Source organism: Pseudomonas sp. NPDC089401 (assembly GCF_044749485.1).
Classification (GTDB): Bacteria; Pseudomonadota; Gammaproteobacteria; order Pseudomonadales; family Pseudomonadaceae; genus Aquipseudomonas.
In genome coordinates this window covers 289,292-303,082 of the sequence record NZ_JBIVIA010000001.1, presented here as the reverse complement: position 1 = coordinate 303,082, position 13,791 = coordinate 289,292, and the positions used below count along the sequence as shown (strand labels likewise).

The following is a 13,791-nucleotide window of genomic DNA, read 5'->3' as shown; positions in this document are numbered from 1 at the left end:
AACGTTGCTCGACACGGGGGTGGCCTGGCCACCCTTTGCGCACCTTGGCACCGACCATGAGCAGTCGTGTGTGCCGCACGCCGTTTCCGGCAGCCCGGAAACCGACGGTACAACATGAAAAGAATGCTGATTAACGCAACTCAACCCGAAGAGTTGCGTGTAGCCCTGGTGGACGGCCAACGTCTCTACGACCTGGACATCGAATCCGGCGCGCGTGAGCAGAAAAAGGCCAACATCTACAAAGGCAAGATCACCCGCATCGAGCCCAGCCTCGAAGCCGCCTTCGTCGACTTCGGCTCCGAACGTCACGGCTTCCTGCCGCTGAAGGAAATCTCCCGCGAATACTTCAAGAAAGCCCCTGAAGGCCGGGTCAACATCAAGGAAGTCCTGAGCGAAGGCCAGGAAGTCATCGTCCAGGTCGAGAAGGAAGAGCGCGGCAACAAAGGCGCCGCCCTGACCACCTTCATCAGCCTGGCTGGCCGTTACCTGGTGCTGATGCCCAACAACCCGCGCGCCGGCGGCATCTCCCGCCGCATCGAAGGCGAAGAGCGCAACGAACTGCGCGAAGCCCTCAACGGCCTGACCGTGCCAGGCGACATGGGCCTGATCGTGCGCACTGCCGGCCTGGGCCGCAGCAGCGAAGAAATGCAGTGGGACCTCGACTACCTGCTGCAACTGTGGACCGCCATCAAGGAAGCGTCCCAGGACCGCGTCGCGCCGTTCCTGATCTACCAGGAAAGCAACGTCATCATCCGCGCCATCCGCGACTACCTGCGCCAGGACATCGGCGAAGTGCTGATCGACAGCATCGATGCCCAGGAAGAAGCGCTGACCTTCATCCGCCAGGTGATGCCGCAGTACGCCAGCAAGGTCAAGCTGTACGAAGACAGCGTGCCGCTGTTCAACCGCTTCCAGATCGAAAGCCAGATCGAGACCGCCTTCCAGCGCGTCGTCGACCTGCCGTCCGGCGGCTCGATCGTGATCGACCCGACCGAGGCCCTGGTCTCCATCGACATCAACTCGGCGCGCGCCACCAAGGGTAGCGACATCGAGGAAACCGCCCTGCAGACCAACCTGGAAGCGGCCGAGGAAATCGCCCGCCAGCTGCGCCTGCGTGACATCGGCGGCCTGATCGTCATCGACTTCATCGACATGACCCCGGCGAAGAACCAGCGCGCTGTCGAAGAGCGCGTGCGTGAATGCCTCGAAGCCGACCGCGCCCGCGTTCAGGTTGGCCGCATCTCGCGCTTCGGCCTGCTGGAAATGTCCCGTCAGCGCCTGCGCCCTTCGCTGGGCGAAAGCAGCGGCATCGTCTGCCCGCGCTGCTCCGGCACCGGCATCATCCGTGACGTCGAATCGCTGTCGCTGGCGATCCTGCGCCTGATCGAGGAAGAAGCGCTGAAGGACCGCACTGCCGAAGTGCGTGCCCAGGTGCCGATCCCGGTGGCCGCGTTCCTGCTCAACGAGAAACGCAACTCGATCACCAAGATCGAACTGCGCACCCGCGCGCGCATCATCATCCTGCCGAACGACCACCTGGAAACCCCGCACTTCGAAGTCCAGCGCCTGCGCGACGACAACCCGGAAGTGCTGAACAACCAGTCCAGCTACGAAATCGCCGCATCGGAAGCCGAAGAAGCGCCGCAGCCGACCGCCACCCGCACCCTGGTTCGCCAGGAAGCCGCGGTGAAGACCGCGCCGGCCCGCGCCAACGCTCCACTGCCAAGCACCGTCGAAGAACAGCCACAGCCAGCCGCTGCGGCCACCCCTGCTCCAGCTGCACCTGAGCCAAGCCTGTTCAAGGGCCTGGTCAAGTCGCTGGTCAGCCTGTTCGCCGGCAAGGAAGAGCCTGCCGCCGCGCCGGTCGCCGCTGCTGCCGCAGAAAAGCCGGCCACCGAGCGTAGCCAGCGCAACGAAGAGCGCCGCAACGGCCGTCAACAGAGCCGTAACCGCAACGGCCGTCGCGATGAAGAGCGCAAGCCACGCGAAGAGCGTGCCGAGCGCGCTCCGCGCGAAGAGCGTCAGCCTCGCGAAGAACGTGCACCGCGTGAAGAACGCGCACCACGTGAAGAACGTGCACCGCGTGAAGAGCGCGCCCCTCGTGAAGAACGCGCCCCGCGCCAGCCTCGCGAAGACCGCCGTGGCAACCGCGGTGAAGAGCGCGTGCGTGAACTGCGCGAGCCGCTGGATGCCACCCCACCAGCCGAACGCGAAGAGCGTCAGCCACGTGAAGAGCGTGTAGCCCGCGAAGAACGCGCCCCGCGTGAAGAACGTGCTCCGCGCGAAGAGCGTGCACCTCGCGAAGAACGTGCTCCACGTGAAGAGCGTGCGCCGCGCGAAGAACGCACCCCTCGTGAAGAACGTGCGCCGCGCGAAGAACGCACCCCTCGTGAAGAACGTGCGCCGCGCGAAGAACGCGCCTCGCGTGAAGAACGTGCACCTCGCGAAGAGCGTCAGCCGCGCCCACCGCGTGAAGAGCGTCAGCCGCGTGCAGCCGAACAGGGCGCCGAGCAGGCTGCCGAGCTCGCCGAAGAGCAACTGCCGAACGAAGAACTGCTGCAGGACGAGCAGGAAGGCGCCGATGGCGAAGAACGCCCACGCCGCCGCTCCCGTGGCCAGCGTCGTCGCAGCAACCGTCGTGAACGCCAGCGCAATGCCAACGGCGAGCTGATCGACGGCGACGACGAAGGCAGCGAAGATCAGCCGCAACAGCACCAGGCCAGCGAGCTGGGTGCCGAACTGGCTGCCGGCCTGGCCGTCACCGCCGCTGTTGCCAGCAGCAACATCAGCGCCGAAGCCGAGGCCCAAGCCAATCAGCAGGCCGAGCGCGCCAGCACCGAAGCCGCCGCCGACAACAGCGAAGTCGCCCAGCCGACCGAAGCCGTGGAAGTGGTTGCCCAGGCCGAGGAAGTTGTCATCGCGCCGGTGGTCGAGCAACCGATCAGCGAACCAGTCGCCGTGGTCGAAGCCAGCGCCGAGCCAGTGGTCGAAGTGACTCCGCAGCCCGTGGTTGAGCAAGCGCCTGTCGCTGCTGAACCGGTGGTCGTCGCCGAAGCACCAGTCGAAGCCCCTGCCGTCGAAGCAGCACCTGTCATCGAAGCGCCGGCCGTGGAAGCCGCCGTCGTCGAAGCGGGTGAAGCCGAGCAAGCCCAGGTGGTGGTCGAGCAAGCACCGGTTGCCGAGCAGCCTGCGCCTGTGGCCGAAGCCCAGCCGGAAGTGGTTGCAGAGCCAGCGCCTGCCGTCGTCGAAGCTGCCCCGGTAGCTGTCGAGCCGGCTCCGGCCGAGCAAGCAGCGGCCACCGCCGAAGCCGCCACCGTGATGCTGCCGAACGGCCGCGCGCCTAACGACCCACGCGAAGTGCGTCGTCGCAAGCGTGAAGCCGAGGCCGCAGCCAAGGCTGCCCAGGAAGCTGCCGAGCCAGCACTGGAAACCGCCGATGAGCACAAGCCTCATTGATAGCCGGTGCTGAATGAAAAAGCCCCGCCAGTGCGAACTGGCGGGGCTTTTTTTCGGCTATCTGTCCAGATCTGTTCCGACTTCTTCGCGGGCAAGCCCGCGAAAGGGCCGGAACAGGCCCAACCATCAGTACAGGTTGGGCTCCATCTCCAGCTCGACCCCGAACCGCGCCAGGATATCAGCCTGGATCCGCTGCGCCAGCGCATGCAACTGCGCCCCGCTCGCCTGGCCGTAGTTGACCAGCACCAGCGACTGCAACCGGTGCACCCCGGCATCGCCCTCGCGATACCCCTTCCACCCCGCCTGCTCGATCAACCAGCCGGCTGCCAGCTTCACCTGGCCATCGGCCTGAGGATAAGCCACCACGCTCGGATATTGCGCCCGAATCGCCTCGACCCGCTCAACTGATACCACCGGGTTCTTGAAGAAGCTCCCGGCATTCCCCAGCTCGGCCGGGTCCGGCAGCTTCTCACGGCGAATGCCGCAGATGGCATCGCTGATCGCCTGCGCGTTCGGCTGCTCGATCCCCTGCTCCAGCAAGCGCTGACGCACCGGGCCATAGTCCAGGTGCGCCTGCAACGTGCGGCTCAAGGCAAAGCGCACGCGCAGGATCAACCAACGCCCTGGGTTGCGCTTGAACAGGCTGTCACGGTAGCCGAAGGCGCATTCTTCGAGGCTGAAATCCCGCAGCGTACCGGTTTCCCGGTCCAGCGCGGTCAGCCCGGCGAACACGTCCTTGATCTCGACACCATAGGCGCCGACGTTCTGCATCGGCGCAGCGCCCACGGTCCCCGGAATCAGGCTGAGGTTCTCCAGGCCACAGAAACCCTGCGCCAGCGTCCATTGCACGAACGGATGCCAAGGCTCGCCGGCCTCGCCCTCGACCACCAGCCGCTCGCCATCGTCACTCAGCACCCGGCAGCCACGGCTGGCCATGTGCAGCACCAGGGCATCGATGTCGCGGGTCAGCAGCAGGTTGCTGCCACCGCCGATGACCATGACCGGCAGCGCACGCTGGCGCGCCTGAAGCAACGCCTCGCGCACCTCGTCGTCATTGCGGGCCTGGACGAAGTAGCGGGCGCTCACATCGATGCCAAAGGTGTTGTATGGCTTGAGCGATACCTGCTCCTGCCACGGCGCCGTCATAGCCGCCCCTTGATTTCGATGACCAGCTCACGGCAGGCCGCCTCGACCAGGTCGAGCACCTGCTCGAAGCCGTCGGCGCCGCCGTAGTAAGGGTCCGGCACCTCGTCGAGGGCCGCGCCGTAGCGCCGCAGGAACAGGTCGAGCTCGCCAGTGGCGTTGTGCGGGCGCAGGGCACGCAGGTCGCGCAGGTTGCTTGCATCCATGGCCAGGACCAGGTCGTACTCGGCGAAATGCGCCGCCTTGACCTGCTGGGCCCGCTGCTTCGACAGGTCGTAACCCCGCGCCAGCGCCGCCTGGCAGGTGCGGCTGTCCGGCGCCTTGCCGACATGCCAGTCACCGGTGCCGGCAGAGGCCACGTGCACCTGCTCGGCCAGGCCGGCAGCCTGCAGTTGATGGCGCAGCACGCCTTCGGCAGTGGGCGAACGGCAGATGTTGCCCAGGCAGACGAACAGGACGCGCATCATGCCTCCAGCAAGCGCCGGACGCGCTCCAGGTCTTCAGGGGTGTCGACACCCACCGCCGGCGCCTCGATGGCGTCCTCGACATGGATCCGCACGCCGTGCCACAGCGCCCGCAGCTGCTCCAGCGCCTCGGTCTGCTCGAGCCAGCACGGGCCCCAGCCGACGAAGTCCTGGAGGAAGCCGACGCGATAGGCGTACATGCCGATGTGGCGGCGGTACGGCACGCCCTCGGGGAGCACGTCGCGGCCCTTGGCGAAGGCGTCGCGGGCCCAGGGCAACGGCGCACGGCTGAAGCTCAGGGCCAGGCCGTTCTTGTCGCTGACCACCTTGACCGCATTGGGGTTGAACACGGTTTCCGGCGCATGGATCGGCTCGGCCAGGGTGGCGATACCGGCTTGCGGGTTGGCGGCCAGGTTGGCGGCCACCTGGTCGATGATCACCGGCGGGATCAGTGGCTCGTCGCCCTGCACGTTGACCACGATGGCATCGGCCGGCAGGCCCAGGTGCGCGGCCACTTCGGCCAGGCGGTCGGTACCCGACTCATGGTCGGCGCGGGTCATCAGCACTTCGGCGCCGAACGCCTGGCAGGCTTCGAGGATGCTGGCGTCGTCGGTGGCAATGACCACGCGGCCGGCACCGCTCTTGCGCGCCTGCTCCCAGACGTGCTGGACCATCGGCTTGCCGGCAATCGCCAGCAAGGGCTTGCCCGGCAGGCGCGTGGAGCGCAGCCGGGCAGGAATCACCACGGTGAAGTCCAGGCTCATTTGTCCAGACGCTCGTCGTCGGTCAGGGTGCGCGCCTCGCTTTCCAGCATCACCGGGATGCCGTCGCGGATCGGGTAGGCAAGGCCTGCGCCCTTGCTGATCAGCTCGGTCTTGTCGGCGCTGAGCTTGAGCGGGCCCTTGGTGATCGGGCAGGCCAGGATGTCGAGCAGTTTGGTGTCCATGGAAGCGTCCTTGAGGCCGGATGGCCGAAAAGTGAATAGGGCTCAGGGCTTGTGCAGCAAGCGTTGCAGCTGGCTGTCGAACCAGGCGCAGAAAGCCTCGGCAGGCTGCGCCTCCACCGCCAGGTACCACCAGTCATCGGCGGCGAAGGCCCGGCATTTCACCGCATCCTTCTCGGTCATGACCAGCGGCAGCGCCGGGCTGAAGGCCAGGCTCTCGGCGCTGAACCGGGCATGATCGGCAAAGGGGTGCGGCACCGGCTGCCAGTTTAGCCCCAGCAGGGTGTTGAAGAAACGTTGCGGGTTGCCGATGCCGGCCACCGCATGCAGGCGCTGGCCGGCGGGGAAAAAGTCGAGTTCGCGGCGCTCGCCGCTGCGCAGGTTGACCAGGGCTGACGGCCGCAGGCGCAAGGCATAGCCCTCGGCGCGGTCTTCGCCGGCGCCGTTGAACAGCACCGCGTCGGCTTCCTGCAGGCGTTCGGCAGGTTCGCGCAACGGGCCGGCGGGCAGGCAGCGGCCGTTGCCCAGGCCGCGGGCGGCGTCGATCAGCACCAGTTCCAGGTCTCGGGCCAGGCGGTAGTGCTGCATGCCGTCGTCGCACAGGATCAAGTCGAGCGGTTCGCTGGCCAGCAGCGCCTGCACGGCTTGCGAGCGGTCAGGGTCGATCATCAACGGCACGCCGGTACGCTGGACGATCAGCAAAGGCTCATCGCCGGCCTGCTCGGCAGGCTGGCTGGCTTCGACGCGCCAGGGGAACCGTGGCGGCTTGGCGCCATAACCGCGGCTGACCACGCCGACCTTGAGGCCCTGGCGGCGGCAGTGCTCGATCAGCCAGAGGATCATCGGCGTCTTGCCGGTGCCACCAATGGTGATGTTGCCCACCACGATGACCGGCACCGGAGCCCGGTAACTGGCGCTTTCACCGCTGAGGAAACGCGCGCGCTTGCGCGTCACCACGCGGCGGTACAGCGCTTCCAGCGGGCGCAGCAGCGCCAGGGCCGGATGCCCGGCGTACCAGGCATTCAGCAGTCGATCGGAGAATGCCATCAAGGTGTCCCCTGGGCGGCCTCGACGGTGGTCATGCGCAGGTGGCTGAAACCGAGCTTGCCGGCGGCATCCATTGCAGTGATCACGGCCTGGTGCGGGGTCTTGCCGTCGGCACTGATGGCCAGCGGCAGCTTGTTGTCGCCGCCCGATTCACGCTCGATGGCCTCGGTCAGGGTGGCCAGGTCGCTCTTGGGCAGCAAGTGGTTGTTCACCGAGTACACGCCGTCGGCGCTGATGGTGACTTCCACCAGCTTGCCCTGGTCCGCCGGGGCCTGCTCGGCGCTGGCCGCCTCGGGCAGCTCGACGCGCAGCTGGGTCTCGCGGGTGAAGGTGGTGGTGACCACGAAGAACAGCAGCAACACGAACACCACGTCGATCAGCGACGCAAGGTTGATGTCGACGTTCTCGCGCTGGCGATTGCGCCGAAACTTCACGCCTTGCCTCCGGCCACTTCCACTTCGCGGTCGCCCTGGATCACTTCCACCAGCTTGATCGCTTCCTGCTCCATGCCCACCACCAGCTCATCGATGCGGCGCAGCAGGAAACGGTGGAAGAACACCGCCGGGATACCGATCATCAGGCCGGCCGCGGTGGTGACCAGGGCCTTGGAGATACCGCCGGCCAGCACGGCGGCATTGGCCGTCATCTGCGAGCCCATGAAGGCGCTGAAGATGTCGATCATGCCCAGCACGGTACCGAGCAGGCCGAGCAGAGGCGCCATGGCGGCGATGGTGCCGAGGGTGCTGACGTAGCGTTCGAGTTCGTGGATGACCCGCGAGGCGGCTTCCTCGATGCACTCTTTCATGATCTCGCGGCCATGGCGCGAGTTGGCCAGGCCGGCCGCGAGGATCTCGCCCAAGGGCGAATCGGCGCGCAGGGCCTTGAGCTTGTCACTGGTGAGCTGCTTGTCCTTGATCCACATCCACACCTGGCCCAGCAGGTGCGGCGGCGTGACGCGACTGGCGCGCAGGGTCCACAGGCGCTCGACGACGATAGCCATGGCAACGATGGAACTCAGAATGATCGGCAGCATCATCCAACCACCGGACTTGACCAATTCCCACACAGTAAACGCCCCTTTGGAAAAAGGCCGCCACTCTAACATAGGTGCGCGGAGGGCTCATCTGCCGGAGGTCAGGGAATTGACCTCCGGCCTGCCCGCGAAGAGGCCGGATCAGCCATCGCCAGTCTCCCTCCAGAACCGCCGCAGCCGGCGCACGCCCTCGACCTCGCCGTGGGCGCCCAACACCAGCCGCAAAGCCCCCTCCACCGCCGTATCGTGAACCACCACACCATGCCGCCGGTAGCGCTCGACCACCTGGGGATGCGGATGCCCGAAACCATTGTTGCGCCCACGGGAAATCAGCACGCCCTGCGGCGCCGTGGCAGCGATGAAGGCCTCGGTCGAGGAAGTACGGCTGCCATGATGCGGCGACTGCAGCCAGTCGACCTGGACGCCCCGGCCTGCCGCCAGCCAGGCAGCCTCCGCGCCCGCCTCGATGTCGCCTGCCAACAGCAGCCGCTCGCCCTGCGCCTCGACCAGCAAGACACAGGAACGATCATTGCCGGGCTGCCCGTCAGCCCAGCGCCAGGTGGAAAACCGCACACCGTCCCACTCCCATTGCTCGCCGGCATCACAAGGTTCTGCCTGCAATTGATCCGGCAGTGCTGGCGCCTCGCCGCCCAATGCACGCCTGACCGGCATGCCCTGGAAGATCGCCAGCGCGCCACCGGCATGATCGGCATGGGCGTGGCTGATCAACAGCACGTCCAGCTGACGCACACCCAGTTTCTGCAGGGTCGGCAAGACTACCCGCTCACCCAGGTCGGTCTCGCCGCGCGCCGGGCCGGCATCGTAGAGCAGGCTGTGGTTGCGCGTACGCAGCAACACCGCCAGCCCCTGCCCCACATCCAGCTGCCAGACGCCAACCTGCCCGACCGGCAGGGTTTCCCCAGGCACCCAAAGGGCCAGCAACATGACGCCACCCAGCCCCCGCAACGGGACACCTCGTGGCAACAGCAGCAGCAATGCCCCCAGGGCCACCAGCAACCATGCCGCCAATGGCAACGCCGACGGCACCCAGGCCGGGCGCCAGTCAGCCGCCAGCGCCAACAAACGGAACAACCCGTCCAGCGATCCACCGGCAAGCCACAGCAGGCCTTCCCCCACCCCCGGCACAGGCAGGAGCAAGGTCCCGAGCAATGCCAGCGGCAGCACCCCCAGGCTGATCCACGGCACCGCCAGCAGGTTGGCCAGCGGCGCACTCAGGCTGACCGGCAAACCGGTAGCCAGCAGTACCGGCAGCAAACCCACGGCGATCACCCATTGGGCGCGCGTCCAGGCCTGCCAGGGCCGCCAGCCACCCAGGCGCGCACTGAAGCAATAGATCAGCACCGCCACCGCCGCGAACGACAGCCAGAAACCGGGCAGCAGTGCCGCCAGCGGGTTGACCAGCAGCACGGCGTTCAATGCCGCCAGCAGCGGCAGCATTGCCCCAAGATGCCGAAAGCGCAGGCGCCACAGCAGCACCACGGCGAGCATCAGGCACGCCCGCTGCACCGGCACGCCAGCACCGGCCAAGCCGCCGTAGGCGAGCGCCGCCGCCAACGCCAGCGCGCAGGCCCAAGGCAGCCAAGGCCACCTGCGCGGCCACATCCCCCAGCGCGCCAAGCCTGCGACCAAGGCATAGAGCAGCCCCGCCACCAGGCCGATATGCTGCCCCGAGATCACCAGCAGGTGCACCGTGCCCGTGGCCTGCAACACCTGCCAGTCCTCGCGCGCAAGCCCGGCACCATCGCCCAGCACCAGCGCCACCAGCGCTGCTTCGCGGCCATTGGCATCCACCTGCAGCAAGCGCTGGCGCAAGGCGTCCCGCCAGCCCGGCGCATGCCCGTCGAGCAACTGGCCGGCCTTGACCGTGCCCGTCGCCCCGACCCCGCGCGCCAGCAACTGCGCCTCGCGATCCGGGCCATGGGGGTTGAGCAAACCGGCCGGGCGCTGCAAGGTGACCGCCAGGCGCCAGCGCTCCCCGGCCCGAACAGGCGGCCCATCGAACCAGCTCAGTTGCAGGCGGCCGGGCAGTTCCACCCGCCGCGACTGCGGCTGCCCCAGCTCGAAGCGGACACCTTGCGCGGTGCGCGCCGGCAACCCGACCACCCTGCCCTCAACCCACAGCGTGCGGCCATCCAGGCCCGGCGCCAGACGCTCGTCCAGCGCCTGCTGCGCCGACCAGCAGGCCCAGCACAGCCCCAGCAGGAACCACCCCAGTGGCCAGATGCGGGTACGCAAAGTGGCAAAGGCAATGGACAACAACAGGGCAAGCCATCCGACCGATGGCAATTCGGGTAGCACGCCCAGGCACAGCAAGCCGAGCGCGAGCGCAAACATCCCTGTGCGCATGAGTTAGAGCTCCGGAAGCAGAATCGCTCAGGGAGGCATAGACGAAAAGCAGGCCAGGCCTGCTCAACAATTGTCACAAACTCTAAACGAGCCTGAACCGGAATGAGGGCATACTTCCCCGGTCAATGCCCCGGGAGCCCCCATGCCGCGCCGTCTCTTCAAACGCTACATGCCGGACCCGACCAGCATTCGGGAACACAAGTCCTTACGCTTTTTCGGCAAGCTGCTGCACGACCCGAACCTCTGGCACCTGAATCGCCATTCGGTGGCTCGGGCCATGGGCGTGGGCCTGTTCGCGGCACTGATCCCCATCCCGATGCAGATGCTGCTCGCCGCGGCGCTGGCGATCCCGGTGCGCGGCAACCTGCCGATCGCCGTCAGCCTGGTCTGGCTGACCAACCCGTTGACCATGCCGCCGGTGTTCTTCGTCACCTACATGACGGGCGCCTGGCTCATGCAGGTGCCGCCACGCACGCTACCGGACGAACTGACGTTCGACTGGATCACCGACCAGCTGGCCACGCTGTGGCAGCCGTTCCTGCTGGGCTCGGTGGTGTGCGGGGTGGTGCTTGGCATCGCGGCCTGGCTCACCACCCTGCTCTATTGGCGCTGGTGGATCGGCCGGCAGTGGCGCCGGCGCAAGCAACGGATGTCAGGCACGCATGCCGCGGCCGCTGACCAGCAGGCGGACACACAGCACGTAGAGCACCGCAGTGGCCACCAGCATGAAGGTGATCGCCGTGCCAATGCTGATGTCCGACACCCCTAGGATGCCGTAGCGGAACGAGTTGACCATGTGCAGCACCGGGTTGGCCAGCGACACGGTCTGCCAGAACGGCGGCAGCAGGTTGATCGAGTAGAACACCCCGCCCAGGTAGGTCAAGGGTGTCAGCACGAAGGTCGGGATGATCGAGATATCGTCGAAGTTGCGCGCGAACACCGCGTTGACGAAGCCCAGCAGCGAAAAGATGGTCGCGGTCAGCAGCACCACGATCACGGTCACGCCCAGGTGATGCACCTGCAGGTCGGTGAAGAACATCGACAGGATGGTCACGATCACCCCCACCGCCAAGCCCCGCAGCACGCCGCCCAGCACGTAGCCGACGAGGATGGTGTGCGGCGATACCGGCGACACCATCAACTCTTCGATCGAACGCTGGAACTTGCTGCCGAAGAAGCTCGACACCACGTTGCCGTAGGAGTTGGTGATTACCGACATCATGATCAGCCCGGGCACGATGTACTGCATGTAGGTGAACCCGCCCATGTCGCCGATCTGCCGGCCGATCAGGTTACCGAAGATCACGAAGTACAAGACCATGGTGATGGCCGGCGGCAGCAACGTCTGCGGCCAGATGCGCAGGAAGCGCCGCACTTCGCGGTAGACGATGGTGTTCAGGGCGACCCAGTTGGTGCGCAGTTCCACACTCATACGGCCACCTTCGACAGGTTCTTTTCCACCAGGGACACGAACAGCTCCTCGAGTCGGTTGGTCTTGTTGCGCAGGCTCTGCACTTCGATGTTCTGCAGGGCCAGCTGGCCGAACAGCGCGGTGATGCCGATGTCCTTGTCCACCTGCACTTCCAGGGTGTGCGGGGTCAGCAGGCGGCAAGGGTAGCCTTGCAGCACGGGCACCGTGGCCAGGTCCTGTCTGAGGTCGAGGACGAAGGTCTCGACATGCAGCTTGCCCAGCAGCTGGCGCATGCTGGTGTTCTCGACGATGGTGCCATGGTCGATGATGCCGATGTTGCGGCACAGCTGCTCGGCCTCTTCCAGGTAGTGGGTGGTGAGGATGATGGTGATGCCTTTCTGGTTGAGCTCGGTGAGGAAGCTCCACATCGAGCGGCGCAGCTCGATGTCCACCCCGGCGGTGGGTTCGTCGAGGATCAGCAGGCGCGGCTCGTGGATCAGCGCGCGGGCGATCATCAGGCGGCGCTTCATGCCGCCGGACAGCGAACGCGAAGGCACGTCGCGCTTGTCCCACAGGCCCAGCTGGGTCAGGTACTGTTCGGCGCGTTCCTTGGCGACCTTGGCCGGAATGCCGTAGTAGCCGGCCTGGGTCACGACGATGTCGAAGCACTTCTCGAACTGGTTGAAGTTGAACTCCTGCGGTACCACGCCCAGGCAGCGCTTGAGCGCCGAAGGCTCGCGGTCCAGGTCATGGCCGAACACGTTGACCGTGCCGCTGGTCTTGTTCACCAGGGTCGAGAGGATGCCGATGGTGGTGGACTTGCCGGCGCCATTGGGGCCGAGCAAGGCGAAGAAGTCACCTTCGGCGACATCCAGATCGATGCCCTTGAGGGCCTGGAAGCCGTTGCCGTAGGTCTTGGTCAGCTGTCGGATGGACAGGGCGGAACTCATAGCGGGTCATTTACCGAAGAAAAAGGTGCAGGACACGCCAGGGCAGATCACTGGCGCAGTGAGTGGGGCCATGGTGCAAGGCCAGGCCACACAAGTACAGTCACATGTATTGATAATGACTATCGAAGCACGCGTGGTTTCCGATCAGGTCAGCGCGGTCATCACCGCCGCCTGGTAGGCCGGGCGCGCGCAGAGGCGTTCGTACCAGGCCTCCAGGTGGTGCATGGCCGGGCGCTCGATGGGCATTTCGAACCAGGCATAGACGAAGCAGCCGAGCGGGATGTCACCCATGCCGATCTGCTCACCGGAAAGATACGGCTGCCTGGCCAGGGTCTCGTCGGCGATGGCCAGCAACTCGGCGCATTGTTTATGTGCGGCGTTGATCGCCACCCAGTCGCGCTGGTCCTCCGGAGTGCGCAGCAGGCCCCAGAACAGCGGGCGGAACGGCGCCGCGAAGGATGAGGTGGTCCAGTCCATCCACTTGTCGGCCAGGGCGCGCTGGCGTGGGTCTTCCAGGTACCAGCCCTGCTCTGCGCCATATTCGGCACACAGGTAGCGGACAATGGTGTTGGACTCCCACAGGGTAAGGTCGCCGTCCTCGAGCATCGGCACCAGGCCGTTGGGGTTGCGCGCCCGGTAGTGCGGCTCGTTGACCACGCCGAAGGCGCCACCGGCGTCGATCGACTCGAAATCCAGGCCCAGTTCGTGGGCGACCCACAGCGCCTTGCGCACATTGCTCGAATTCTTGCGGCCCCAGATCTTCAGCATGACAACGTCCTTATGAATGCATAGGGCCGACAGTCTACTCCAGAGTTTTAGTGCCTGTACCGGCCTCTTCGCGGGCAAGCCCGCTCCCACAGGTTCTCCATCGCCTTGAAGGTTGTGCTGACACTGTGGGAGCGGGCTTGCCCGCGAAGAGGCCGGCACAGGATGAAAAGGCACTGAAACTCCCACCGCCACACCCTGTCACTGTTCTG

At 66.3% G+C, this 13,791-nt stretch carries 13 protein-coding genes; 2 read left to right on the top strand and 11 right to left on the bottom strand.

What is annotated here, in order from left to right; all coding sequences use genetic code 11:
* The first annotated feature begins 114 nt into the window (after positions 1-114).
* The gene (gene rne / locus ACIP21_RS01430) at positions 115-3,456 is read left to right on the top strand and encodes a ribonuclease E (RefSeq protein WP_400683121.1); all 3,342 of its coding nucleotides are present in this window, start codon (positions 115-117) and stop codon (positions 3,454-3,456) included.
* 126 nt (positions 3,457-3,582) lie between these two features.
* Here the strand turns inward: rne and murB are convergent, their stop codons facing one another.
* From murB to ACIP21_RS01390, 8 genes are all read right to left on the bottom strand, one after another.
* Complete coding sequence (gene murB / locus ACIP21_RS01425) at positions 3,583-4,602, bottom strand: UDP-N-acetylmuramate dehydrogenase (protein WP_400683119.1); 1,020 nt, start codon at positions 4,600-4,602, stop codon at positions 3,583-3,585.
* Complete coding sequence (locus ACIP21_RS01420; protein ID WP_400683117.1) at positions 4,599-5,063, bottom strand: low molecular weight protein-tyrosine-phosphatase; 465 nt, start codon at positions 5,061-5,063, stop codon at positions 4,599-4,601. The genes murB and ACIP21_RS01420 overlap by 4 nt, the downstream gene beginning before the upstream one ends.
* The gene (kdsB, locus tag ACIP21_RS01415; RefSeq protein ID WP_400683115.1) at positions 5,063-5,827 is read right to left on the bottom strand and encodes a 3-deoxy-manno-octulosonate cytidylyltransferase; all 765 of its coding nucleotides are present in this window, start codon (positions 5,825-5,827) and stop codon (positions 5,063-5,065) included. Before kdsB ends, ACIP21_RS01420 begins: the two co-directional genes overlap by 1 nt.
* Complete coding sequence (locus ACIP21_RS01410) at positions 5,824-6,009, bottom strand: Trm112 family protein (RefSeq protein WP_003247142.1); 186 nt, start codon at positions 6,007-6,009, stop codon at positions 5,824-5,826. The genes kdsB and ACIP21_RS01410 overlap by 4 nt, the downstream gene beginning before the upstream one ends.
* Before the next feature lie 42 nt (positions 6,010-6,051).
* Positions 6,052-7,053: a tetraacyldisaccharide 4'-kinase gene (gene lpxK, locus ACIP21_RS01405; RefSeq protein ID WP_400683112.1), complete on the bottom strand. Its 1,002-nt coding sequence runs from the start codon at positions 7,051-7,053 to the stop codon at positions 6,052-6,054.
* Positions 7,053-7,487 (bottom strand): biopolymer transporter ExbD, encoded by a 435-nt coding sequence (locus ACIP21_RS01400; RefSeq protein WP_085675533.1) that lies wholly within the window; start codon positions 7,485-7,487, stop codon positions 7,053-7,055. The genes lpxK and ACIP21_RS01400 overlap by 1 nt, the downstream gene beginning before the upstream one ends.
* Positions 7,484-8,119: a MotA/TolQ/ExbB proton channel family protein gene (locus tag ACIP21_RS01395; RefSeq protein WP_400683110.1), complete on the bottom strand. Its 636-nt coding sequence runs from the start codon at positions 8,117-8,119 to the stop codon at positions 7,484-7,486. Before ACIP21_RS01395 ends, ACIP21_RS01400 begins: the two co-directional genes overlap by 4 nt.
* 108 nt (positions 8,120-8,227) lie before the next feature.
* Entirely contained in the window at positions 8,228-10,453 is a 2,226-nt protein-coding gene (locus tag ACIP21_RS01390) for a DNA internalization-related competence protein ComEC/Rec2 (RefSeq protein WP_400683107.1), read from the bottom strand.
* A 142-nt stretch (positions 10,454-10,595) separates the two neighbouring features.
* Here ACIP21_RS01390 and ACIP21_RS01385 point away from each other — a divergent pair, with 142 nt between their 5' ends.
* Positions 10,596-11,222 (top strand): DUF2062 domain-containing protein, encoded by a 627-nt coding sequence (locus ACIP21_RS01385; RefSeq protein WP_400683105.1) that lies wholly within the window; start codon positions 10,596-10,598, stop codon positions 11,220-11,222.
* On the opposite strand, the gene ACIP21_RS01380 is transcribed toward ACIP21_RS01385, so the two are convergent.
* From ACIP21_RS01380 to ACIP21_RS01370, 3 genes are all read right to left on the bottom strand, one after another.
* Complete coding sequence (locus ACIP21_RS01380; RefSeq protein WP_400683102.1) at positions 11,106-11,885, bottom strand: ABC transporter permease; 780 nt, start codon at positions 11,883-11,885, stop codon at positions 11,106-11,108. The two genes, ACIP21_RS01385 and ACIP21_RS01380, sit on opposite strands and share 117 nt — an antisense overlap.
* The gene (locus ACIP21_RS01375; protein WP_400683099.1) at positions 11,882-12,814 is read right to left on the bottom strand and encodes an ABC transporter ATP-binding protein; all 933 of its coding nucleotides are present in this window, start codon (positions 12,812-12,814) and stop codon (positions 11,882-11,884) included. The genes ACIP21_RS01380 and ACIP21_RS01375 overlap by 4 nt, the downstream gene beginning before the upstream one ends.
* Before the next feature lie 144 nt (positions 12,815-12,958).
* Positions 12,959-13,582 carry a glutathione S-transferase gene (locus ACIP21_RS01370; protein ID WP_400683096.1) on the bottom strand — a complete coding sequence of 208 codons (624 nt, stop codon included), beginning with the start codon at positions 13,580-13,582 and terminating at the stop codon, positions 12,959-12,961.
* Between the last annotated feature and the right edge of the window lie 209 nt (positions 13,583-13,791).

Excerpts from the sequence above, each read along its gene's own strand:
- rne (WP_400683121.1), top strand. The coding sequence starts at position 115 with ATGAAAAGAATGCTGATTAACGCAACTCAACCCGAAGAGTTGCGTGTA.
- ACIP21_RS01380 (WP_400683102.1), bottom strand. The coding sequence starts at position 11,885 with ATGAGTGTGGAACTGCGCACCAACTGGGTCGCCCTGAACACCATCGTC.
- murB (WP_400683119.1), bottom strand. The coding sequence starts at position 4,602 with ATGACGGCGCCGTGGCAGGAGCAGGTATCGCTCAAGCCATACAACACC.
- ACIP21_RS01420 (WP_400683117.1), bottom strand. The coding sequence starts at position 5,063 with ATGCGCGTCCTGTTCGTCTGCCTGGGCAACATCTGCCGTTCGCCCACT.
- ACIP21_RS01385 (WP_400683105.1), top strand. The coding sequence starts at position 10,596 with ATGCCGCGCCGTCTCTTCAAACGCTACATGCCGGACCCGACCAGCATT.
- ACIP21_RS01410 (WP_003247142.1), bottom strand. The coding sequence starts at position 6,009 with ATGGACACCAAACTGCTCGACATCCTGGCCTGCCCGATCACCAAGGGC.
- ACIP21_RS01390 (WP_400683107.1), bottom strand. The coding sequence starts at position 10,453 with ATGCGCACAGGGATGTTTGCGCTCGCGCTCGGCTTGCTGTGCCTGGGC.
- lpxK (WP_400683112.1), bottom strand. The coding sequence starts at position 7,053 with ATGGCATTCTCCGATCGACTGCTGAATGCCTGGTACGCCGGGCATCCG.
- ACIP21_RS01375 (WP_400683099.1), bottom strand. The coding sequence starts at position 12,814 with ATGAGTTCCGCCCTGTCCATCCGACAGCTGACCAAGACCTACGGCAAC.
- kdsB (WP_400683115.1), bottom strand. The coding sequence starts at position 5,827 with ATGAGCCTGGACTTCACCGTGGTGATTCCTGCCCGGCTGCGCTCCACG.
- ACIP21_RS01370 (WP_400683096.1), bottom strand. The coding sequence starts at position 13,582 with ATGCTGAAGATCTGGGGCCGCAAGAATTCGAGCAATGTGCGCAAGGCG.